The 20508-nt window shown below is 66.3% G+C and carries 15 protein-coding genes; 12 read left to right on the forward strand and 3 right to left on the reverse strand.

All coding sequences use genetic code 11. The annotated features are described in order from the left end of the window. The first annotated feature begins 88 nt into the window (after positions 1-88). Positions 89-2368 (forward strand): bifunctional (p)ppGpp synthetase/guanosine-3',5'-bis(diphosphate) 3'-pyrophosphohydrolase, encoded by a 2280-nt coding sequence (locus V6V88_RS06185; protein ID WP_338618430.1) that lies wholly within the window; start codon positions 89-91, stop codon positions 2366-2368. A 76-nt stretch (positions 2369-2444) separates the two neighbouring features. On the opposite strand, the gene V6V88_RS06190 is transcribed toward V6V88_RS06185, so the two are convergent. Then, positions 2445-3758 carry an MFS transporter gene (locus V6V88_RS06190; protein ID WP_056321854.1) on the reverse strand — a complete coding sequence of 438 codons (1314 nt, stop codon included), beginning with the start codon at positions 3756-3758 and terminating at the stop codon, positions 2445-2447. 143 nt (positions 3759-3901) lie between these two features. Between V6V88_RS06190 and argE the strand changes: the two genes are divergently transcribed. The 7 genes from argE to V6V88_RS06225 all read left to right on the forward strand — a co-directional run bounded on the left by argE (position 3902) and on the right by V6V88_RS06225 (position 11933). Next, positions 3902-5053 (forward strand): acetylornithine deacetylase, encoded by a 1152-nt coding sequence (gene argE, locus V6V88_RS06195; RefSeq protein WP_062840548.1) that lies wholly within the window; start codon positions 3902-3904, stop codon positions 5051-5053. A 120-nt stretch (positions 5054-5173) separates the two neighbouring features. Continuing rightward, complete coding sequence (gene trpB, locus V6V88_RS06200; RefSeq protein WP_056322725.1) at positions 5174-6373, forward strand: tryptophan synthase subunit beta; 1200 nt, start codon at positions 5174-5176, stop codon at positions 6371-6373. A gap of 2 nt (positions 6374-6375) precedes the next feature. Further along, positions 6376-7239 carry a tryptophan synthase subunit alpha gene (gene trpA / locus V6V88_RS06205; RefSeq protein WP_056321859.1) on the forward strand — a complete coding sequence of 288 codons (864 nt, stop codon included), beginning with the start codon at positions 6376-6378 and terminating at the stop codon, positions 7237-7239. Positions 7240-7276: 37 nt separating this feature from the next. Beyond that, complete coding sequence (gene accD, locus V6V88_RS06210; RefSeq protein WP_056321862.1) at positions 7277-8152, forward strand: acetyl-CoA carboxylase, carboxyltransferase subunit beta; 876 nt, start codon at positions 7277-7279, stop codon at positions 8150-8152. 285 nt (positions 8153-8437) lie between these two features. After that, a complete protein-coding gene (locus V6V88_RS06215; protein ID WP_056321866.1) occupies positions 8438-8986 on the forward strand; it encodes an acyloxyacyl hydrolase in 549 nt (182 codons plus the stop codon). A 304-nt stretch (positions 8987-9290) separates the two neighbouring features. Continuing rightward, on the forward strand, positions 9291-10298 hold the full coding sequence (locus V6V88_RS06220) for a tripartite tricarboxylate transporter substrate binding protein (RefSeq protein WP_338618439.1): 1008 nt from the start codon (positions 9291-9293) through the stop codon (positions 10296-10298). Positions 10299-10385: 87 nt separating this feature from the next. Further along, positions 10386-11933 (forward strand): altronate dehydratase family protein, encoded by a 1548-nt coding sequence (locus V6V88_RS06225; RefSeq protein ID WP_223574578.1) that lies wholly within the window; start codon positions 10386-10388, stop codon positions 11931-11933. Positions 11934-12016: 83 nt separating this feature from the next. Here V6V88_RS06225 and V6V88_RS06230 read toward each other — a convergent pair whose 3' ends face one another. Next, on the reverse strand, positions 12017-12952 hold the full coding sequence (locus tag V6V88_RS06230) for a dihydrodipicolinate synthase family protein (protein WP_280001815.1): 936 nt from the start codon (positions 12950-12952) through the stop codon (positions 12017-12019). A gap of 159 nt (positions 12953-13111) precedes the next feature. Between V6V88_RS06230 and V6V88_RS06235 the strand changes: the two genes are divergently transcribed. Continuing rightward, complete coding sequence (locus tag V6V88_RS06235; protein WP_056322728.1) at positions 13112-14008, forward strand: LysR family transcriptional regulator; 897 nt, start codon at positions 13112-13114, stop codon at positions 14006-14008. A gap of 99 nt (positions 14009-14107) precedes the next feature. On the opposite strand, the gene V6V88_RS06240 is transcribed toward V6V88_RS06235, so the two are convergent. Next, on the reverse strand, positions 14108-17203 hold the full coding sequence (locus V6V88_RS06240; RefSeq protein WP_223574579.1) for an Rne/Rng family ribonuclease: 3096 nt from the start codon (positions 17201-17203) through the stop codon (positions 14108-14110). Between the two features lie 509 nt (positions 17204-17712). On the opposite strand from V6V88_RS06240, the gene V6V88_RS06245 reads away from it, so the two are divergent. From V6V88_RS06245 to msrP, 3 genes are all read left to right on the forward strand, one after another. Then, on the forward strand, positions 17713-18690 hold the full coding sequence (locus V6V88_RS06245) for an RluA family pseudouridine synthase (RefSeq protein WP_108005066.1): 978 nt from the start codon (positions 17713-17715) through the stop codon (positions 18688-18690). Between the two features lies 1 nt (position 18691). Next, positions 18692-19354, forward strand: a complete 663-nt coding sequence (locus tag V6V88_RS06250) for an HAD family hydrolase (protein WP_062840554.1) — start codon at positions 18692-18694, stop codon at positions 19352-19354. Positions 19355-19538: 184 nt separating this feature from the next. Further along, positions 19539-20501 (forward strand): protein-methionine-sulfoxide reductase catalytic subunit MsrP, encoded by a 963-nt coding sequence (gene msrP / locus V6V88_RS06255; RefSeq protein WP_062840555.1) that lies wholly within the window; start codon positions 19539-19541, stop codon positions 20499-20501. Positions 20502-20508: the final 7 nt, after the last annotated feature.

A 20508-nucleotide genomic window follows, 5' to 3' on the forward strand; every position in this document is an offset into this window, starting at 1 on the left:
ATGCCGGGATGCGGCAGGGTGTTCAGGGTGATTGAACCCTAGTGTAGAGTGTCGGGATATTCAACCAGATACCTGTGCTACGCCCGTCATGTCCGCCCCGCCTGTTCCCGATGCGCCTTCGCCATTCGACGCTTCCTGGCGGCAGGAAGCCGGGGCGGGCCTGGATGCCGATGGCCTGACGTTGCTGGACCGGGCCGTCGCCTGGGCCGAGCCGCGTTTCCACGGCCAGAACGCCCTCACGGGCGAGCCCCTGGCCGGCCACGGCGCCGGCGTGGTCCGTATCCTGGCCGCCATGCACACCGACGCGGCCACGCGCACCGCCGCGCTCCTGGCCGCGCTGCCCACCGACCTGATGGCCCCCGCGCCGTCCCTGCGAAACGACCCCATCGCCGCTGCCTTTGGCACGGAGGTCGCGCGGCTGGTGCAGGGCGCCTACGCCCTGCTGCGCCTGGGCGTGGTCGCCCGCCAGGCCAGCGACGCCGCCGCGGTAAGCGGCTCGCAAAAGGAAATGCAGCGCAAGATGCTGCTGGCCATGGCCGCCGACCTGCGCATCGTGCTGATGCGGCTGGCATCGCGGCTGCGCACGTTGCGCTGGCACGCCGAAACCAAGGCCCCGTGCTCGCCCGACTTTGCCCGCGAGACCCTGGACCTGTACGCGCCGCTGGCCAACCGGCTGGGCATCTGGCAGATCAAATGGGAAATGGAAGACCTGTCCTTCCGGTTTCTTGAGCCCGAAAAGTACAAGCACATCGCCCGCCTGCTGGAAGAAAAACGGGTCGAGCGCGAGGCCTTCATCGCCGGCGCCATCGCCCGCCTGCAACAAGCCCTGGCCAAAAGCGGCATCCAGGCCGAGGTCAGCGGCCGGCCCAAGCACATCTACAGCATCTGGAACAAGATGCGCGTCAAGCGCCTGGACTTCTCGCAGATGTACGACCTGCGGGCGCTGCGCGTCATCGTCGACGACGTGCGCGCGTGCTACACGGCGCTGGGCATGGTGCACGAGATGTGGACGCCGCTGTCCGAGGAATTCGACGACTACATCTCGCGGCCCAAGCCCAACGGCTACCGGTCCCTGCACACGGTGGTCACCGATGACGATGGCCGCCCCTTCGAAGTGCAGATCCGCACGCGCGAGATGCATCAGTTCGCCGAATACGGGATGGCCGCGCACTGGCGCTACAAGGAAGCGGGCGCCAAGGGCGGCCAGGTGGCCGCCTCCAGCGAATACGACCGGCAGCTTGCCTGGATGCGCCAGTTACTGGCCTGGAACAGCGAAGTCGAGGGCGGCGCGGACACGCCGCCTGAGCCGGCCAAGCCCGGCTCGGGCAGGGCCGCCGCGGGCAAGAGCCGCGGCGCGGTGGCGGCGCCCGCGCACACCGACGAGCGCATCTATGTGCTGACGCCCCAGGCGCGCGTGATCGAGCTGCCCGCCGGCGCCACGCCGGTGGATTTTGCCTACCACCTGCATACCGACCTGGGTCACCGTTGCCGGGGCGCGCGCGTCGATGGACAGATGGTGCCGCTGCAGACGCATCTGTCCACCGGGCAGACCGTGGAGATCATCTCCGCCAAGTCCGGCGGCCCGTCGCGCGACTGGCTCAATCCGCAGCTGGGCTTTCTGGCCAGCCCCCGCGCACGCGCCAAGGTGCGCATGTGGTTCAACGCCATTGAACTGCAGCAGCGCATCACGCAGGGCCAGGCGCTCGTCGAAAAGGAACTGCAGCGTCTGGGCAAGACGGCCATCAACCTGGAGCAGCTGGCCCAGAACCTGGGCTTTGCCCGCGCCGACGACCTGTACGTTGCCGCGGCCAAGGAAGAATTCAGCCTGCGCCAGATCGATGCGGTGTTCCAGCAGCCGGCGCCGGCGGCCGAGCCCACGCCGGCCGCGCTGCGGCACGCCAGCGCGGGCAGCGCCGAGAAAAGCGGCAAGAGCGGCGTGCTGGTGGTCGGGGTGGGGTCGCTGTTGACGCAGCTTGCCCGCTGCTGCCGCCCCGCGCCGCCGGACGCGATCTCCGGATTCGTGACGCGCGGGCGTGGCGTGTCTATTCACCGCCGCGACTGCCACAGCTACCTGGCGCTGGCCGCGCGTGAGCCCGAACGCGTCATCGAGGTGGCGTGGGGCGAAACCGCCGATACCTTCTATCCGGTCGACATCAGCGTGCGCGCGCACGACCGGTCGGGCCTCTTGCGCGACCTGTCCGAAGTGTTTGCGCGCCTGCGCCTGAACGTGGTGGGCGTGAACACGCAGAGCAAGCAGTCGCTGGCTCACATGGTGTTCACGGTGGAAGTGCGCGGCGGCGAATCGCTGTCGCGCGCGCTCGATGCGCTGGCCGAAGTGCCAGGCGTGTCGTCGGCAACGCGCCGCTAGAGGGGTGTCCGGCAGCGGCGCCGCTGCCGGAGATTGCCCCACGCGCTGAACAACGCGGGGCGGGGCGGTTCAGGCCTCAGTGCTCCAGGTCTTCATGCGCGCGATCACGCATGTAGAACGCGGCAACCAGGCCCAGGGCCACACCAAACATCACGTAGTAGGCGGGCGCCATGGGCGAGCCGGTGGTCTTGATGAGCCAGGTCACGATGAACTGCGCGAACCCGCCAAAGATCATCACGGCCACGTTATAGGCCAGCGACAGGCCCACCGAACGCACGCGCGCCGGGAACAGCTCGGCCATCACCGTGCTGAACACGCCAAAGAACGCCGACACGAAAATGCAGACCACGACCTGCACGGTCAGCAGGCGGCCGATCGACGGCGCATCCGACAGCCAGAAGTACAGCGGGTACAGCACGATCAGGTAGCCGATCAGCGAGCCGATCACGAGCGGACGGCGGCCGATGCGGTCGGACCAGGCGCCCATGAACGGGGTCAGCACCACCATCAGCGCCGCGCCCGCCATCTGCACCAGGAAGGTCTGGTTCAGCGGCAGCATCAGCACCTTGGTCGAATAGGTGACCAGATACGTGAAGGTGATGTAGATGGACACCGTGGCCGTCACCACCAGGCCCACGCCGATCAGCGTCTCGCGCGTGTGGGTGCGCAGCATCTGACCCAGCGACAGGCGCTTTACCTCGCCGCGCTCGGCGGCCTGGCGGTCGGCTTCCTTCATTTGCTTGAAGGCGTCCGTTTCGTCGACGTTGCGGCGGATATAGATGGCGATCGGCACGATCACCAGGCCAAAGGCGAACGGCAGGCGCCATGCCCAGTCGGCGATCTGCTGCTCGGTGAAGAACTCGGTGATCAGCGTGCCGCAGGCCGCGCCAATCAGCAGCGCCAGCATCTGGCCCGCCATCTGCCACGAGCCGTAGAACCCGCGCTTGCCGTTGGGCGCCATTTCGATCAGCAGCGCCGTCGACGTGCCGAACTCACCGCCGGCCGAGAAGCCTTGCAGCAAGCGAGCGATGAGGATGAAGATCGGCGCCAGGATGCCGGCCGCGTGGTAGGTGGGCGCCACCGTGATCAGCGCGATGGACACGGCCATCAGCGAGGTCACCAGCACCATGGCGGCCTTGCGGCCCTTGCGGTCGCCGTACAGGCCCAGGATGATGCCGCCCACCGGGCGCATGAAGAACCCGACGCCGAAGATGGCGGTGGTCATGAGGATGGCGTTCAGTTCGCTGCCGGGGACGCTGGGGTCTGTGGGAAAGAACAATTTGGCGATGATCGGCGTCATGAACGCGAACACCAGGAAGTCATACCATTCGAGGGCGTTGCCGATTACCGCTGCCACGATGTTGCGTGTGGGGACTGCTTTGTGCTGCACGGGATCTCCTTGGGGGCTTTGTAAAATCCGGCCGACATTCTAGGCCGTGCCGCCCCGGCCGTCCTGGCAATCGTCCGCAAGGGGCCCGAGACGCGGCCGCTGCCTGGCTTTACACTGCGTCTTTTCCCCACGAGAGTAGTGACATGAACGCGCGCACCTGGCTGGAAACGCTGGTTGGCTTTGACACCACCAGCCGCAATTCCAATCTTGCCCTGATCGAAACCGTCCGTGACTGGCTCAAGGGCCAGGGCGTCGAGGCATGGCTGGCGCACAACCCCGAGCGCACCAAGGCCAACCTCTTTGCCACGCTGCCGGCGCAAGACGGCAACCAGCAGGGCGGCATCGTCCTGTCGGGCCACACCGACGTGGTGCCCGTGGACGGCCAGGACTGGAGCACGGACCCGTTCAAACTTGTCGAAAAAGACGGTCTGCTCTATGGCCGCGGCAGCTGCGACATGAAGGGCTTCATTGCCGGATCCCTCGCCCTGGTGCCCGAATTCATGGCCATGCCGCGCAAGAAACCCATCCACCTGGCATTCTCCTACGACGAGGAAGTCGGCTGCGCGGGCGCGCCGTACATGCTGGCCGACCTGCACGAACGCGGCATCCGCCCCGAGGGCTGCGTCGTGGGCGAACCCACCGGCATGCAGGTCGTGGTGGCCCACAAGGGGATCAATCTCTTCCGTTGCAAGGTCCACGGCAAGGCGGCGCATTCCTCGCTCACGCCGCGCGGCTGCAACGCCATCGAATACGCCGCCCGCCTGATCTGCCGCATCCGCGACCTCGCGGACAGCTTCAAGGCCAACGGCCCCTACGATCAGTTCTACGACGTGCCGTTCTCCACGATGACCACCAACCAGATCCGGGGCGGCATCGCGGTCAACACCATTCCCGAACTGTGCGAATTCACCTACGAATTCCGCAATCTGCCGGGCATGCGCCCCGACGACATCCAGGCCGAAGTCGAAAAATACGTGCGCGAAGAGTTGCTGCCGAAGATGAAGGCCGAATTCGACGGCGCCAGCATCGAAATCGAGACCGGCGCCGCCGCGCCCGCCCTGGAAGCCTCGGAAGAAGCCGCCATCACCCAGCTCGTGCGCGCCCTGACCGAAGACCGCGCCACGCGCAAGGTGGCCTACGGCACCGAGGCGGGGCTTTTCCAGGGGATCGGCATTCCCACGGTGGTCTGCGGCCCCGGCCACATCGAACAGGCCCACAAGCCCAACGAATACGTGGCGCTGGACCAGCTTGCCGCCTGTGAAACCTTCCTGCGCCGCATGGGGCAGTCGCTCTGACGAGCGGACCTCCTGGGGGCGGGCGGCACGCCGGTGCCGTCCGCGTCAGGTAAAATGACGGGTTGCAAACCGGATTTGCGGCCGGCAGTGGCCTGCCGCGATGCCGGGGGAGATGCTTTGGTGAAACCTTACGACTTTCCGGATGCCAAGGGCCATTTCGGGCCTTATGGCGGTGTTTTCGTGGCGGAAACGCTGATGCACGCGCTCGATGAACTGCGCGCGTCCTATGACCGTTATCGGGTCGATCCCGCCTTCCTGGAAGAGTTCAACTACGAACTCAAGCATTTCGTGGGCCGGCCCAGCCCCGTCTACCACGCCCGGCGCTGGTCCGAGCTGGTCGGCGGCGCCCAGATCTGGTTCAAGCGCGAAGACCTGAACCACACCGGCGCGCACAAGATCAACAACTGCATCGGCCAGGCCCTGCTGGCCAAGCGCATGGGCAAGCCGCGCGTCATCGCCGAAACCGGCGCGGGCCAGCACGGCGTGGCCACGGCCACCGTCGCGGCCCGCTACGGCATGGAATGCGTGGTGTACATGGGCAGCGAAGACGTGCGCCGCCAGGCCTCCAACGTCTACCGCATGAAGCTCTTGGGCGCGACCGTGGTGCCCGTGACTTCCGGTTCGCGCACCCTGAAGGACGCGCTGAACGAAGCCATGCGCGACTGGGTCACCAACATCGAAAACACGTTCTACATCATCGGCACGGTGGCGGGTCCCGACCCCTATCCCCGCATGGTGCGCGATTTCCAGACCGTCATCGGCAACGAATGCCTGACGCAGATGCCCGAGGCCATCGGCCGCCAGCCCGACTACGTCGTGGCGTCGGTGGGCGGCGGCTCCAACGCCATGGGCATCTTTCATCCCTACATCCCCCACGAAGAAGTGCGCCTGATCGGCGTCGAAGCGGCGGGCGAGGGCATGGACAGCGGCAAGCACGCTGCATCGCTGGCCGCGGGCCAGGTGGGCGTGCTGCACGGCAACCGCACCTACGTCATGCAGAACGCGGACGGCCAGGTCCAGGAAACGCATTCCGTCTCCGCCGGCCTGGACTATCCGGGCGTCGGCCCGGAACACGCCTGGCTGAAGGATTCGGGCCGCGCCGAATACGTCGGCATCACCGACGAGGAAGCCCTGAAGGCTTTTCACGATTGCTGCCGCATCGAAGGCATCATGCCCGCGCTGGAGTCCTCGCACGCCATCGCGCAAGCCGTCAAGATGGCCGCCACGCTGCCGCGCGACGCCGTGATCCTGGTCAATCTGTCGGGCCGCGGCGACAAGGACATGCACACCGTCGCCGAACGCGCCGGCATCGAGCTCTGAACATGACAACCCGCACCGATCGCATTGCCGCGGCTTTCGCGCGCACCGCAGAGTCCGGCCGCGCCGCAGCCCTGATTCCCTACATCGCCGCCGGCGATCCTTCCCCCGGCGCCACCGTGCCGCTGATGCACGCGCTGGTGGATGCCGGCGCCGACGTCATCGAACTGGGCGTGCCGTTCTCGGATCCCATGGCCGATGGCCCCGTCATCCAACGCGCCGCCGACCGCGCCATCGCGCAGGGCGTGGGCCTGGCCCGCGTGCTCGAACTGGTGGCAGATTTCCGCCAGCGCGACACCGCGACGCCGGTGGTGCTGATGGGCTACGCCAATCCCATCGAACGCATGGGGCAGGCAGAATTCGCCAGCCGCGCCGCGCAGGCCGGCGTGGACGGCGTGCTGGTCGTGGACTATCCGCCCGAGGAAGTCATCGAGTTCGCCGCCACCCTGGGTGAGCACGGCATTGCGCCCATCTTCCTTTTGGCGCCCACGTCCACAGAAGAACGCATCAAGGCCGTCGCCACGGTGGCGCGCGGCTACGTGTATTACGTGTCGCTCAAGGGTGTGACGGGCGCGGGTTCGCTGAACACCGACGACGTCGCCGACCGCGTGGCCCTGATTCGCCGCCACGTGCGCGACATTCCGGTCGGCGTGGGATTCGGCATCCGCGATGCCGAAAGCGCCCAGCGCGTGGCCCGATCGGCCGACGCCGTGGTCATTGGCAGCAAACTGATTGAAACCATGGAGCAGGCGGTCGCCAACGCACCGGCTGCCCAGCAAACCGACGCCGCAGTCGCCGCCGCCAGCGGCTGGCTGCGCACCATCCGGCAGGCGCTGGATCAAGTAAAACGAGAGAACGCGTCGGCCTGAGCGGCCGGGTCGCGATCTCAAACGGGATGAATACTCAATGAGCTGGATCGATAAACTCCTGCCGCCTCGCATCAACAAAACCAGCGACAGCGGCGCCCGCCGCGTTCCCGAAGGCCTTTGGGTGAAATGCCCGTCGTGCGAATCGGTGCTGTATAGCGAAGACCTGGCAGCCAACCTTCACGTCTGCCCCAAGTGCGACCACCACATGCGGATCGGGGCTCGCGCCCGGATCGATTCGCTGCTCGACATGGAAGGCCGCGTTGAAATCGGCCAGACCACGCGTTCGGTCGACACCCTGAAGTTCAAGGACACGCGCAAGTATCCCGAGCGCCTGCAAGAGGCCGTCAAGGCCACGGGCGAATCCGACGCGCTGGTGGTCATGAGCGGCTCGATCCGCGGCGTGCCCGCCACGCTGGCCTGCTTTGAATTCGAATTCATGGGCGGCTCGATGGGCTCGGTAGTGGGCGAGCGCTTTGCGCGCGGCGCGCAGGCAGCCCTGGACAACAAGACGCCGTTCATCTGCGTGGCCGCTTCGGGCGGCGCGCGCATGCAGGAAAGCCTGCTGTCGCTCATGCAGATGGCCAAGACGAACGCCATGCTGACCCGTCTGTCGGCCGCCGGCCTGCCGTTCATCAGCGTCCTGACCGATCCCACGATGGGCGGTGTGTCGGCCAGCTTTGCGTTCATGGGTGACGTCGTCATTGCCGAACCCAAGGCCCTGATCGGCTTTGCCGGCCCGCGCGTGATCGAACAGACCGTGCGGGAAAAGCTGCCGGAAGGCTTCCAGCGCGCGGAATTCCTGCTGCAAAAGGGCGCCATCGACATGGTCGTGGATCGCCGCCAGCTTCGCGAAGAAATCGCCCGCCTGCTGGCGCTGCTGACCAATCAGCCGGCGGACGTGGTTACTGCCTGACAATGCTGCCGGCGCCGGGCTGCCGCATGACGGCAGTGCCGGCTTCGGAAAATGCCGCCAGCAGCTTCGTGCTTCGGGCGGCATTTTTGTTTTTGCGCGCAGCTTCAAAGCCCGGGCACGCCACTTGCTAAGGCGCCTAGCGCAAAATCTCAAGCTTGAATTACGCGTGGTCCGGAACAGTCTTTTTCATGTCCGTTTGTTGCCATATTGCGACATGCGTAAGGCGGGTTGGTCCGGATTTTGCTAATGTTCCCCGTTAGTCCAGAAATAGATGGAGTTAATCCCATGCAGTCGACGAAGAAGAAAATGCTGACGCGCCTTGCCGGCCTGGCCCTGGCAGGCGTTGCCACCTTTGCCAGCGCCCAGTCGTCCGAGGGCACGCAGGGCGGCGTCAGCCTGCACTACGGCATTGGCGATCACTACAAGCGCCTGACCCTGAACTACGAAACTGCCTCGCTCTGGACCTATCAATTCGGCGGCAACTGGGGCCGGCTGGACCTGACGCCGGAATTCGGCGCCTCCTATTGGCAGGCTGACGGTTCGCGTTCGCCCGGCCATGTGTGGCAGTTCAGCGCCATCCCGATGTTCCGCTGGTGGACCGGCGAACGCTTCTACATCGAAGCGGGTATCGGCGCCACGCTGTTCTCCAGCACGCGCTTCGCCGACGAAAACATCAGCACGGCCTTCCAATTCGGCGACCACGTCGGCGTTGGCTTCCTGCTCACGCCGAACAACCGCATCGGCGTGCGCTATTCGCACTTCTCGAATGCCAGCATCAAGCGCCCGAACCCGGGCCTGGACGTGGTGCAACTCACCTACACGTACCAGTTCTGATCGCATCGTGACGTCCTGAGCGTTCCCGCCTGCCGGAACGTCCCGGGCGCAGATCTTGAAAACCACCCGTTCTCGGGTGGTTTTTTTTGTGCGTCGCCTGGGCCGCCGGTCATCCTGGGGCCACCGCTAAAACCACAAAAAAATTATCGTTTGACTGCGTGTTCACGTACTTGTTGGTGTTGAGTGCAATGGCCAGAATGCCCTGGCAACACCCAAAACCACAACGAGCCGTCGTGGGAGGCTTCGATCCGCCGCTGCATGCGTGATGGGGGGCAGGCCCGGCAGGCGGCACACGGAGACGCAGATGAAATACCCCTGTATGAAGGCGCGCCGCTTGGCGCGCATTGCCGGCGCCGCCGGTCTTGTCCTGTCGCTGGCGGCCGCCCCGGTCGCCGTGCTGGCCGACGAATTTCCCACCAAGCCCCTGCGCATGGTCGTCGGCTTCGCGCCGGGTGGCGGCGCCGATATCGTGGCGCGGCTGGTAGGCGCCAAGATGGCCGACAGCCTGGGTCAGCAGGTGGTGGTGGAAAACCGCGCCGGCGCCACGGGCACGATCGCGGCCGACAACGTGGCCCGCTCGCCCGCCGATGGCTACTCGCTGTTCCTGGGATCGCAATCCACCATGGTCGTGGCGCCGTCCCTGTTCCCCACGCTGCCGTTCAAACCCGAGACCGACTTCGAACCGGTATCGCAGATCGTGACGATGCCCCTCATCCTCGTGGTCAACCCCGCGATGATCGATGTGAAAAGCGTCGGCGAGCTGACCGAGCACATCCGCAAGGCAGGCAACGGCGCGCTCAGTTATGCGTCCTCCGGCCAGGGCGGCCCGCAACACATCGCGGGTGAGTTGTACGCGCACCGGGTCGGCACCAAGGTCACGCACGTGCCCTACAAGGGCGAATCGGCGGCGATCGCCGACGTGTTGGGCGGACACGTGCCCTACATGTTTGCGAACCTGCCGGTGGCGCTGCCGCACATCGCCTCGGGCAAGGTGCGTCCGCTGGCGATCACCAGCCTGAAGCGCGATCCCAAGGCGCCGCAGATTCCCACGCTGGCCGAATCGGGCTTCAAGGACTTCGAGGTGTCGACCTGGTATGGCGTGTTCGCGCCGGCCAAGACGCCCAAGCCGGTGATCGAGAAGCTGTCCAATTCCATCCGCACCGCGCTGGCGCAACAGGACATGCAGGCCAAGCTGAGCGAGCAAGGGTTCACGGTGGTGGGCAGCGATTCGGCGGCCTTCAGCCAATTCGTGGGCGCCGAACTGCCGCGCTGGTCGGTACTGATCCGCGACATCGGCATCAAGCCGGAATAACGCGGTCACCACGTGCTGGCGCCCCTGGGCGGGCGTCAGCGGGAGCCGTTCAGCGGCGGCTCCCATTCATTCACCCGAGACAATGACATGATCGACTTCACCGAAAAACGCGCCGCCGGCCCCGTCATCCGGCTGCATTCCGCAGACAACGTCGTGGTGGCGCGCGTGCCCATCGGCATCGGCACTGCCGTACCCTCCGAAAACCTTGTCAGCCGCAGCCAAGTGCCCGCCGGCCACAAGATCGCGGCGCGCGACCTGCGCGCGGGCGAACCCATCCTGAAATACAACGTCTGCATCGGCTTTGCCGCCACCGACATCCCGGCGGGCACGTACGTGCATTCGCACAACATGGATTTCCAGGAATTCGACCGCGATTATGCGCACGCGCGGGACTACGTCCCGACGCAAATCCTGCCCGAATCGGAGCAGGCGCAATTCCAGGGCATCGTGCGCGCCAACGGGCAGGTGGGCACGCGCAACTACATCGGGATTCTTGCCACGGTGAACTGTTCGGCCACGGTGGTGCACCGGATTGCGGCCGCGTTCACGCAGGATGTCATGAACGCCTATCCGAATGTGGACGGCGTGGTGGCGCTGAGTCACGGCATGGGCTGCGGCATGGAGATGTCCGGCGAGCCGATGGATCTCTTGCGGCGCACGATGGGCGGATACGCCTGTCACGCAAATTTTGCGGGCGTGCTGATCGTCGGCCTCGGGTGCGAACGCAATCAGCTCGATGCGTTGCTCAAGGACCAGGGCCTGGAGGCGGGCGCGCGGCTGCAGACCTTCATCATGCAGGAGACGGGCGGCACCCGCAAAACGATCGAGGCCGGCGTTGCCGCGGTGAAGGCGATGCTGCCGGCCGCGAACGACGCGCGGCGCGAGCCGGTGCCGGCGCGGCACCTGAAGATCGGCCTGCAATGCGGCGGTTCGGATGGCTTTTCGTCGATCACCGCCAATCCGGCGCTGGGCGCGGCCATGGATATCCTGGTGCGGCATGGCGGCACTGCCATCCTGTCGGAGACGCCGGAGATCTATGGCGTCGAGCATACGCTGACGTCACGGGCGCGCAATCGCGAAGTCGGCGAGAAGCTGGTGCAGCGCATCCGCTGGTGGAAGGAAGAGTACTCACCGGGGCGCGACGTACAGATCAACGGCAAGGTCAGTCCGGGCAACCAGATGGGCGGCCTTGCCAACATCTTTGAAAAATCCTTGGGCTCGTCGATGAAGGGCGGCACCACGGCGCTGATGGAGGTCTACCGCTACGCGGAACCTGTCCGGCAGCCGGGCATGGTGTTCATGGACACGCCGGGGTTCGATCCCGTGTCGGCAACGGGGCAGATCGCGGGCGGCGCCAACATCATCTGCTTTACGACCGGCCGCGGCTCGATGTTCGGCGCCAAGCCGGTGCCCTCGATCAAGCTGGCCACCAATACGCCGATGTTCGACCGGCTGACCGAAGACATGGACGTCAACTGCGGCGACATCCTGGACGGCACGGCAACCCTGCAGGAGGTGGCGCAGCGGATCTTCGAGGAAATCCTGCGGGTAGCCTCTGGCGACCGCAGCAAGAGCGAGTTGCTGGGACTGGGGGACCACGAATTCGTGCCGTGGAATATCGGCGTGGTGAGCTGACCGCCCCGCAAGACGGCGGCGCCGCGGACGGTCAGCGTATTGACCGTCCGCGTGTTGACCCTTCGCGTGTGGTGCAGAAGCGCTCAGGCGTCGGACAGCGCGGCGGCGCCTGGCATCTCAAACCCGTTCGCCTGCAACGCGGCCTTCAGCCCCTCTGTCTGCGAGGCATTCAGTTCCACCAGCGGCGGCCTTACCGTGGCCCACGCCGCATCGCCGGACTTCCAGGCGATGGCCGCCTTCATGGCGGGAATCATCGGAAACTGCTGGAACACGTTGCGCGTGGCGTTCAGGCCCGCCTGACGCTCGTCGGCGTCCGCCTCCTGCCAGCGCTGCTGGAGCGCCACGATCGGACCCGGATTGACGTTGCCCGTGGCCGTGATGCAGCCCACGCCGCCCGCGCGCAGGGTCTGCAACAGGAATGCCTCGCTGCCCGCATAGACCTGGAATCCGCGGGGCGAAAAGCGCTCGATCATCGCGGCCGTGTTGGCCCAATCGCCGCCGCTGTCCTTCACGCCGGCGACGATGCCGGGATAACGATCGAGCAGACGCTCGATGAGGGCCAGGCTCAGGGGCACCTGGCTCACGGGCGGGATGTGATAGAGATACATGCGCAGCTTGTCGTCGCCCACGCCCTCGATCAGCTCGGCGTAGTAGCGGAAAAGGCCTTCGTCGCTGACCCCTTTGTAATAAAAGGGCGGCAGGACCAGCACGCCCATGCTGCCGCTGCGCACGGCATGCTGCGTCAGCGAAATGGCATCGGGCAGCGCGCAGGCGCCCGTGCCCGGCATCAGCGCCGACGGTTCCACCCCCGCTTCGAGCAGCGCGTCCAGCAGCGTGTGCTTTTCTTCCAGCGACAGCGAGTTGGCCTCGGAGTTGGTGCCGAAGATGGCCAGTCCGACGGACTGATCGCGCAGCCAGCGGCAGTGCTTCACGTAGCGCCCCAGTGCCGGGCGGTAGCGCTCGTCGAACGGCGTCAGGACAGGAGAAAAAACGCCGGGAATGCGGGCAGGGGTCGTCATGTCTCTACTCGTTATTGGAAGGATGGAAAAAGCGCGCCGCGGTCGCGCGGCTGCGATTTCCGATTCTGGCATTGATCTGTCCTGCGAACATCTGCTGTTTAATGGCTTCAATCCATAAAATTGTTGTGGTTTGCCACACGTCAAGAAAAGGGGGAGACCGTGGATACGCGCTATGTGCAGAGCTTTGTGTCGGTCATCGAGAGCGGCTCGCTCGCCGAGGCCGCGCGGCGGCTGGACCTGACCCCCGCCGCCATCGCGGCGCGCGTGCGCACGCTGGAAGAAGAGCTGGGCGCCACGCTGATCAAGCGTGTCGGCCGCAGCGTCAAGGCGACCGAAGCCGGCCTGAAAGTGCTCGAGCGCGCCCGCAGCGTGCTGCGCGAGGTGCGCGACCTGCGGGCCAGCGCCGCGGACGACGCGCCGCTCGGCGAGCTGCGCCTGGGCGTCTCGGCGTCGGCCTTGACCGGCATCATGCCCATCGTGCTGGCCCGGCTGTACCGGCGCATGCCCAAGCTGGCGGTCTTCATGGAGCCCGGCACTTCCAACCATCTGTACCACCGCGTCATCAACGCTGACCTGGATGCGGCGTTCATCGTCAAGCCGCAATTCAACCTGTCCAAGGGCTACGCCTGGAAGCAGGTGACCGAGGAGCCGTTGGTCGTGCTCGCCCCGCCCGACACGCCGGGCAACGACGCGCACGAGCTGATGCGCACGCAACCCTTCATCCGCTACGACCGCAATGTCTGGGGCGGGCGGCTGGCAGACCAATACCTGCGCCAGCATGGCATTGCGCCCCGCGAGCGGCTGGAGGTCGACGGCCTGATGGGCATTGCCTGCATGGTCTCGGAGGGGCTGGGCGTGTCGCTGGTGCCGGATTGGGCGCCGGATTGGCTCGACAGCCGCCGCGTCAAGCGTGTGCTGCTGCCCGGCCGAGCGCCGCTGCGCCGGATGGGCATTCTGTGGGCGCGTCACATGCCGCATTCGGCCCTGGCGGAAGCCTTTGTGGAGGAAGCGGGCCGCGCCCTCGATCCGCAGGCGCGCCATTCGGCAAGCGACTGACGCCGCTCGAGGCAAAAAAAACACCCCGCAGACCGTTTCCGGTGTGCGGGGTGTTGTGCTTCTCAGGGCCAGGCCCCGGGGGCCTGGCGGTCCAGCGGCTTAGTGGCGCGTTTCGACCTGAACCAGCGGCTCGTTCGAGACGGGCGTCACGGGCTTGCGCTCGCGGCCCAGGCGAACCGGCGCATACGAGGCAGCAATGCGTTGCTGCGTCTGTGCGTGGCGTTCCGGATCGGTTTCCACCCACTTCAGGCCAGCGGCGTTGACCACGTCGTGCAAGGCCTGCGCCTTGGCGGCGGGGGCAGCGGCGGGCACCACGATGGGCTGCTGCGCGCTGGCCGGAGCCACCGGCGCGGGGGCCGGCGCGACGGGCGCGGGGGCGGGCGCAGCTGCCGGGGCCGGGACGACCGGTTCGACGGCAGGCGCTTCCACCGGCGCCTGCACCGGCGCGGCGGGGACCGAAGCCTCGCTTGCGGGTTGCACGGTGACGGGCGGGGTCGCTTCGGGAGCCGTCTGGACCGGTTGGGCGACGGGTTCAGCCGCGGCTTGGGTCAGGGGCTCGATCGCGGGCTCAGCCGCGCGCTCAACGGCGGGCTCTGAGGCGGCCTGGACAGGTTCAGCCTTGGGCGCTTGAACCGGTTCGGACGGTGCTTGCTCGGGCTGCGCGGCGGTCTGCACGGGCTGGGCCGGCGCTTGAACCGGCTGGGCCGGGGCGGGCGCTGCCTCGGCGGCTGCGGTTTGAACCGGCTCGGCGGCTTGGGCGTCGACGCCTTCGGCCTGCTGCTCGCCAGCGTCTTCGGCGCCGTCTTCCTGCTGCTCGTCGCTGCCGGCCAGGCCAGCTTCGTCCTGGCTGCGGCGGCCACGGCGGCTGCGGCGGCGGCGGCGCTTGCGCTCCGGATCGGCCGCGCCTTCGGCGCCTTCAACGCCCGGGATCGCTTCGGCGGACAGATCGTCGGCGTCAGCGGTGTCCATGGCAGCTTCGGCGGCAGGCTTGGCATCCGACTTGGAGTCGGGCAGCGCGGTGGCGACCGTCTGGGCCAGCGCGGCGACCATGCTTTCCTGTTCGCTCATCGGCGCGTCGGCCTGGCCTTCCTCGCGGCGGTTGCGGCCACGGCCACGACGGCGGTTGCGGCCTGCGCCGGTGTCGTCGCCGTTGAGCTCAGGGGCTTGTTCAGGACGGGCGGACGCCAGGGCTGCCTGGGTGGCGGCCGGCGCGTCGCGCTCGCCGCGGCCTTCGCCACGGTTGTTGCGTTCGCCGCGCTCGGCGTCCGAGCGGCGATTGCCACGCACGTGGTGACGGCCGCCTTCGGTGGCCTCGGCGCCTTCGCCACGGCCTTCGCCGCGGCGATTGCGGTTGCGGTCGGAACCGTGGCGTTCACCGCGGCGGTCCTGGCCGTCATGGCCGTTACGGCCCTTGCCACGGGCCGGGGCGGCGCGCTTGGCGGTTTCCTCGGTGGCGGCAGGCGCGGGCTTGGCGGGCTCGGAGCCGCCGGTCAGCCAGCCGACCAGCCGCTTGAACAGACCGCCCAGACCGGCGCCTGCTGCGGGCGCGGCAGGTGCCGCGGCCGGCGCTGCGGGCGTGGAGACGGGAGCGGGCTGCGAGGGCGTGATGCCCTTGACCAGGGCTTCCGGGCGCGACTTGATTTCGTTCTCGCGGGGCTGCCAGGGCGCGTCCGTGGCAGGCGCTTCCACCAGTTCGAAGCTGGTCTTCACTTCTTCCAGGCGGGGGTCGTCGTGGCGCAGGCGCTCGATGTGGTGGTGCGGCGTTTCCAGATGCTTGTTGGGGATCAGCATCAGGTTGACCTTCAGGCGGGCTTCCATCTTGGTGATGTCGGCGCGCTTTTCGTTCAGCAGGTAGGTGGCCACGTCGACGGGCACCTGGGCGTGGACCGCCGCGGTGTTCTCCTTCATGGCTTCTTCCTGCAGCAGGCGCAGCACGTGCAGGGCGCTGGATTCGGCGTCGCGGATCACGCCGGTGCCGTTGCAGCGCGGGCAGGTGATGTGCGAGCCTTCGTTCAGGGCGGGGCGCAGGCGCTGGCGCGACAGTTCCATCAGGCCAAAGCGCGAGATCTTGCCCATCTGGACGCGGGCACGGTCGAAATGGAGGGCATCACGCAGGCGCTGTTCGACGGCGCGCTGGTTCTTGCTGTCTTCCATGTCGATGAAGTCGATGACGATCAGGCCGCCCAGGTCGCGCAGGCGCAACTGGCGGGCCACTTCGTCAGCCGCTTCCGAGTTGGTGCGCAGCGCGGTTTCCTCGATGTCGGCGCCGCGGGTCGAGCGGGCCGAGTTCACGTCGACGGACACCAGCGCTTCGGTGTGGTCAATGACGATGGCGCCGCCCGAGGGCAGTTGCACGGTGCGCGAGTAGGCCGTCTCGATCTGGTGTTCGATCTGGAAGCGCGAGAAGAGGGGGATGTCGTCACGGTAGCGTTTGACGCGCTGGACGTTGTCCGGCATCACCACGCTCATGAAGGCGGTGGCCTGGTCGGCGATCTCGTCGGTATCGATCAGGATCTCGCCGATTTCCGGCGAGAAGTAATCGCGGATCGCGCGGATGACCAGACTGGATTCGAGGTAGATCAGGATGGGCGCGGAGTTGTCGCGCGCGGCGCCGTCGATGGCGGTCCAGAGCTGCAGCAGATAGGACAGGTCCCATTGCAGCTCTTCGACGTTGCGGCCGATGCCTGCGGTGCGGGCGATGATGCTCATGCCCTGGGGCAGATCGAGCTGCTCCATCGTGTCGCGCAGTTCCTGGCGATCCTCGCCCTCGACGCGGCGCGAAACACCACCGCCGCGGGGGTTGTTGGGCATCAGGACCAGGTAGCGGCCGGCCAGCGAGATGAACGTGGTCAGGGCAGCGCCCTTGTTGCCGCGTTCTTCCTTTTCGACCTGGACGATCAGTTCCTGGCCTTCGCGCAGGGCGTCCTGGATACGGGCGGTGCGGACATCCACGCCTTCCTTGAAGAAGCTGCGGGCAACTTCCTTGAAGGGCAGAAAGCCGTGGCGGTCCTCGCCGTAGTTGACGAAGCAAGCTTCGAGGCCGGGTTCGATCCGGGTAATGACACCTTTGTAGATGTTGCCTTTGCGCTGTTCGCGGCCGGCAGTCTCGATGTCAAGGTCGATGAGTTTTTGCCCATCGACGATAGCGACGCGTAATTCTTCCTGATGCGTCGCATTAAACAGCATGCGCTTCATGAGAGGGTTTCTCCGTTGTCATGACGCGCCGATATCGGCGCGTGACCTCGGGCCACTCGGGCTGCGGCTGAAGCGGGCAAGAAGATGCGGACCGTACCTGGGCGGCGCCCAGGCGTATCCGCCGCGGGTCAGGCGGGCACGTCGTGCCGTGGGGCACGGGGTTCTTTCAGCAGGAGGGTCAGCTTCACTGAATGTGGTTTGACGGAGTTGTGCTGGGGAACGGCAGCTGCGGTCGGATTGGTTGCCTACACGCAGCTGGTGCTTTAAATATGCGACGATTCTTGCAGTGCTTCAGAGCCGCTTGCGGCATGCAACGGACCTGCCGGAAAAGCGGGCAAGATGAATGCCACACCACTATTCCACAGGGCTCGGTTGCGCCGGCGACCAAGAGACCCAGGGGTTGAATGAGCAGGCAGTACAATGGCGGCCCGCGCGCTCGACGGAGTTGCGTGTTGGTTGCATCTCTACGCCAGGCGGCTTGTTCAGCCCCTTTAGGCTGTCCCGATTATATGTCGCTTTCCGCAATGCGCAAAGAAACTTCCTCCCCTGTATCCGCCTCTAAAGCAGCCCCCGCCGTCCGCATGGTCGAAGTGGGCGCCGAGCACGCCGGCCAGCGCCTGGACAACTTCCTCATGCGGCTGTGCAAGGGGGTGCCCAAGACGCATATCTACAAGGCCATCCGGGGCGGCGAAGTGCGCGTCAACAAGGGACGCATCCAGGTCGATTACCGGGTGCAAGAGGGCGATGTGGTCCGCATTCCGCCCTTGCGCCTGCCCGACCCGGGCAAGCCCCGGCCCGTGCCCGCGGCCGAATTCCCCATCGTGTTTGAAGACGATGCGATGCTGGTGGTGGACAAGCCCGCCGGCGTGGCGGTCCACGGGGGCAGTGGCGTGTCGTTCGGGGTGATCGAGCAATTGCGCGCGGCCCGTCCCCAGGCAAAGTTCCTGGAATTGGTGCACCGGCTGGACCGCGAGACCTCCGGGCTGCTGATGGTTGCCAAGAAGCGCAGCGCGCTGCTGGCCCTGCACGCCATGCTGCGCGAGGGCCGGAGCGATAAGCACTACTTCGCGCTGGTCGAGGGCGACTGGGTGAACGATCGCCAGCACATCAAGCTGTCCTTGTCCAAATGGACCACGCAATCCGGCGAGCGCCGCGTCAAGGTGGACCCGGACGGGCAGACGGCGCACACCATCGTCACGCTCAAGCAACGTTTTGGCGGTTACAGTCTGGTCGACGCCGAGCTGCGCACCGGGCGCACGCACCAGATCCGCGTGCATCTGGCCGCAAGCGGCTTTCCCATCGTCGGCGACGACAAATACGGCAGTGACGACGTGCGGGCGCAATTTGCGCGCCAAGGCTTCAACCGCATGTTCCTGCATGCCCACAGCCTCACCCTTCCTCACCCCCTGACGGGCGAGGTCATGACACTGACCGCCGAGCTGCCGCCTGCTTGCCGGAACATTCTGAAATCACTGGAGTCTGCCTGATATGTCGTATTCGCTGGTCGTCTTTGACTGGGATGGCACCCTGATGGATTCCACGCACAGCATCGTGGCCGCCATCCAGGGCGCGTGCCGCGACCTTGAGCTCGCGGTGCCGACCGCCTCCGAGGCCAGCTGGGTCATCGGCCTCTCCCTCGAAAGCGCATTGCGACGTGCCGTCCCCGAATTGACGCAGGCCATGTTGCCGCGCTTCCTTGAACGCTATCGCACCCACTACCTGCTGCGCGATCCCGAATTGCGCCTGTTTGAGGGCATCAACGAGTTGCTGACCGACCTGGCCAACCAGAACGTGCGGCTGGCGGTCGCGACGGGCAAAAGCCGCGTCGGTCTCACGCGCGCGCTGGCCGCCACCGGCCTGGGCCCCCTTTTTGACGCCACCCGCACCGCCGACGAGACCTTCAGCAAGCCGCATCCGGCCATGTTGCACGAATTGATGCAGGAGCTGGACGTGGATCCGTCGGGGGTCATCATGGTGGGCGATACCTCGCACGATCTGCAGATGGCCTGCAACGCTGGCGTGCACGGTCTGGGCGTTACCTATGGCGCGCATACCTTGAAAGAGCTTCAGGGGTGTGCCCCCCAAGCCGTGCTCGACTCGGTGCCGCTGATGCGTGAATGGCTGATGCCGCGCGTTGCCGCACGCGGCTAGCCGGTTGCAAGCAAGGGGCGGCAGGAACGTCCGCCCGGCAGGCAGGTCTATCCGGAAGGTGCGCCGCCTGTATTGCGTGGGTGTTTCATGTTCCAGGCCGGCGCCGTGGAATAACTTGGTCCCGTCCTTCGTCCATGATTGATGCGGGGCGCGCGCAAGGCGCGCTGCCATACCGGAGATTACGATGCTGATACGCAAACCCGACGACGTTCTCCCTTCCGAGATCACCTCCGAGGCGGTGTGGCGATCCCGCCGCGACCTGATGCTGCGGGCCGGCGCCGCGGCGGCGGCTGTCGGGTTATCCGGCTGGGCGACGCGCGCCGCGCATGCCCAGGAGGCCGGTGCGCTGCCCGGCAAGCCCAGCCCCGCGTTCAGCGTCATGGACAAGCAGACGTCGCTGTCGGATGTCACGTCCTACAACAATTACTACGAGTTCGGCGTAGATAAGGGTGATCCGGCAAAAAATGCCGGCAAGTTGCAGACACAGCCGTGGACCGTCAGCGTCGAGGGCGAGGTCAGCAAGCCCCGCACCTTCACCATCGAAGATCTGCTCAAGCTCGCGCCAATGGAAGACCGTGTCTATCGCCTGCGCTGCGTCGAAGGCTGGTCGATGGTCATTCCGTGGGTGGGTTATTCCCTGTCCGAAGTGCTCAAGCAGGTGGAGCCGACCGGCAACGCCAAGTATGTCGAGTTCGTCACTGCCGTGCAGCGGGAAAACATGCCCGGCGTGCGTACGGCCATCCTGGACTGGCCCTACGTGGAGGGGCTGCGTCTGGACGAGGCCATGCACCCGCTGGCGATGCTGGTCTTCGGGGTCTACGGGCGCGTGCTGCCCAACCAGAATGGTGCACCGCTGCGGTTGGCCGTGCCCTGGAAATACGGTTTCAAGTCCGGCAAGTCGCTCGTGAAGATCCGGCTGGTGGAAAAGCCGCCGGTGACCTCGTGGGTAAAGTCCGCGCCCCAAGAATACGGCTTCTACGCCAATGTGAACCCCAACGTCGCGCATCCTCGCTGGAGCCAGGCCACCGAGCGGCGCATCGGTGAGGACGGCCTGTTTAGTCCCAAGCGCAAGACCTTGATGTTCAACGGCTATGGCGACCAGGTGGCATCGCTCTATCAGGGCATGGACCTGAAGGCCAATTACTGAGGGCGTC

This window comes from Achromobacter sp. E1 (genome assembly GCF_037039475.1).
GTDB lineage: Bacteria > Pseudomonadota > Gammaproteobacteria > Burkholderiales > Burkholderiaceae_B > Achromobacter > Achromobacter mucicolens.

Excerpts from the sequence above, each read along its gene's own strand:
- msrP (WP_062840555.1), top strand. The coding sequence starts at position 19,539 with ATGCTGATACGCAAACCCGACGACGTTCTCCCTTCCGAGATCACCTCC.
- V6V88_RS06230 (WP_280001815.1), bottom strand. The coding sequence starts at position 12,952 with ATGACGACCCCTGCCCGCATTCCCGGCGTTTTTTCTCCTGTCCTGACG.
- argE (WP_062840548.1), top strand. The coding sequence starts at position 3,902 with ATGAACGCGCGCACCTGGCTGGAAACGCTGGTTGGCTTTGACACCACC.
- V6V88_RS06225 (WP_223574578.1), top strand. The coding sequence starts at position 10,386 with ATGATCGACTTCACCGAAAAACGCGCCGCCGGCCCCGTCATCCGGCTG.
- V6V88_RS06215 (WP_056321866.1), top strand. The coding sequence starts at position 8,438 with ATGCAGTCGACGAAGAAGAAAATGCTGACGCGCCTTGCCGGCCTGGCC.
- V6V88_RS06240 (WP_223574579.1), bottom strand. The coding sequence starts at position 17,203 with ATGAAGCGCATGCTGTTTAATGCGACGCATCAGGAAGAATTACGCGTC.
- V6V88_RS06220 (WP_338618439.1), top strand. The coding sequence starts at position 9,291 with ATGAAATACCCCTGTATGAAGGCGCGCCGCTTGGCGCGCATTGCCGGC.
- trpA (WP_056321859.1), top strand. The coding sequence starts at position 6,376 with ATGACAACCCGCACCGATCGCATTGCCGCGGCTTTCGCGCGCACCGCA.
- accD (WP_056321862.1), top strand. The coding sequence starts at position 7,277 with ATGAGCTGGATCGATAAACTCCTGCCGCCTCGCATCAACAAAACCAGC.
- V6V88_RS06245 (WP_108005066.1), top strand. The coding sequence starts at position 17,713 with ATGTCGCTTTCCGCAATGCGCAAAGAAACTTCCTCCCCTGTATCCGCC.
- V6V88_RS06185 (WP_338618430.1), top strand. The coding sequence starts at position 89 with ATGTCCGCCCCGCCTGTTCCCGATGCGCCTTCGCCATTCGACGCTTCC.
- V6V88_RS06250 (WP_062840554.1), top strand. The coding sequence starts at position 18,692 with ATGTCGTATTCGCTGGTCGTCTTTGACTGGGATGGCACCCTGATGGAT.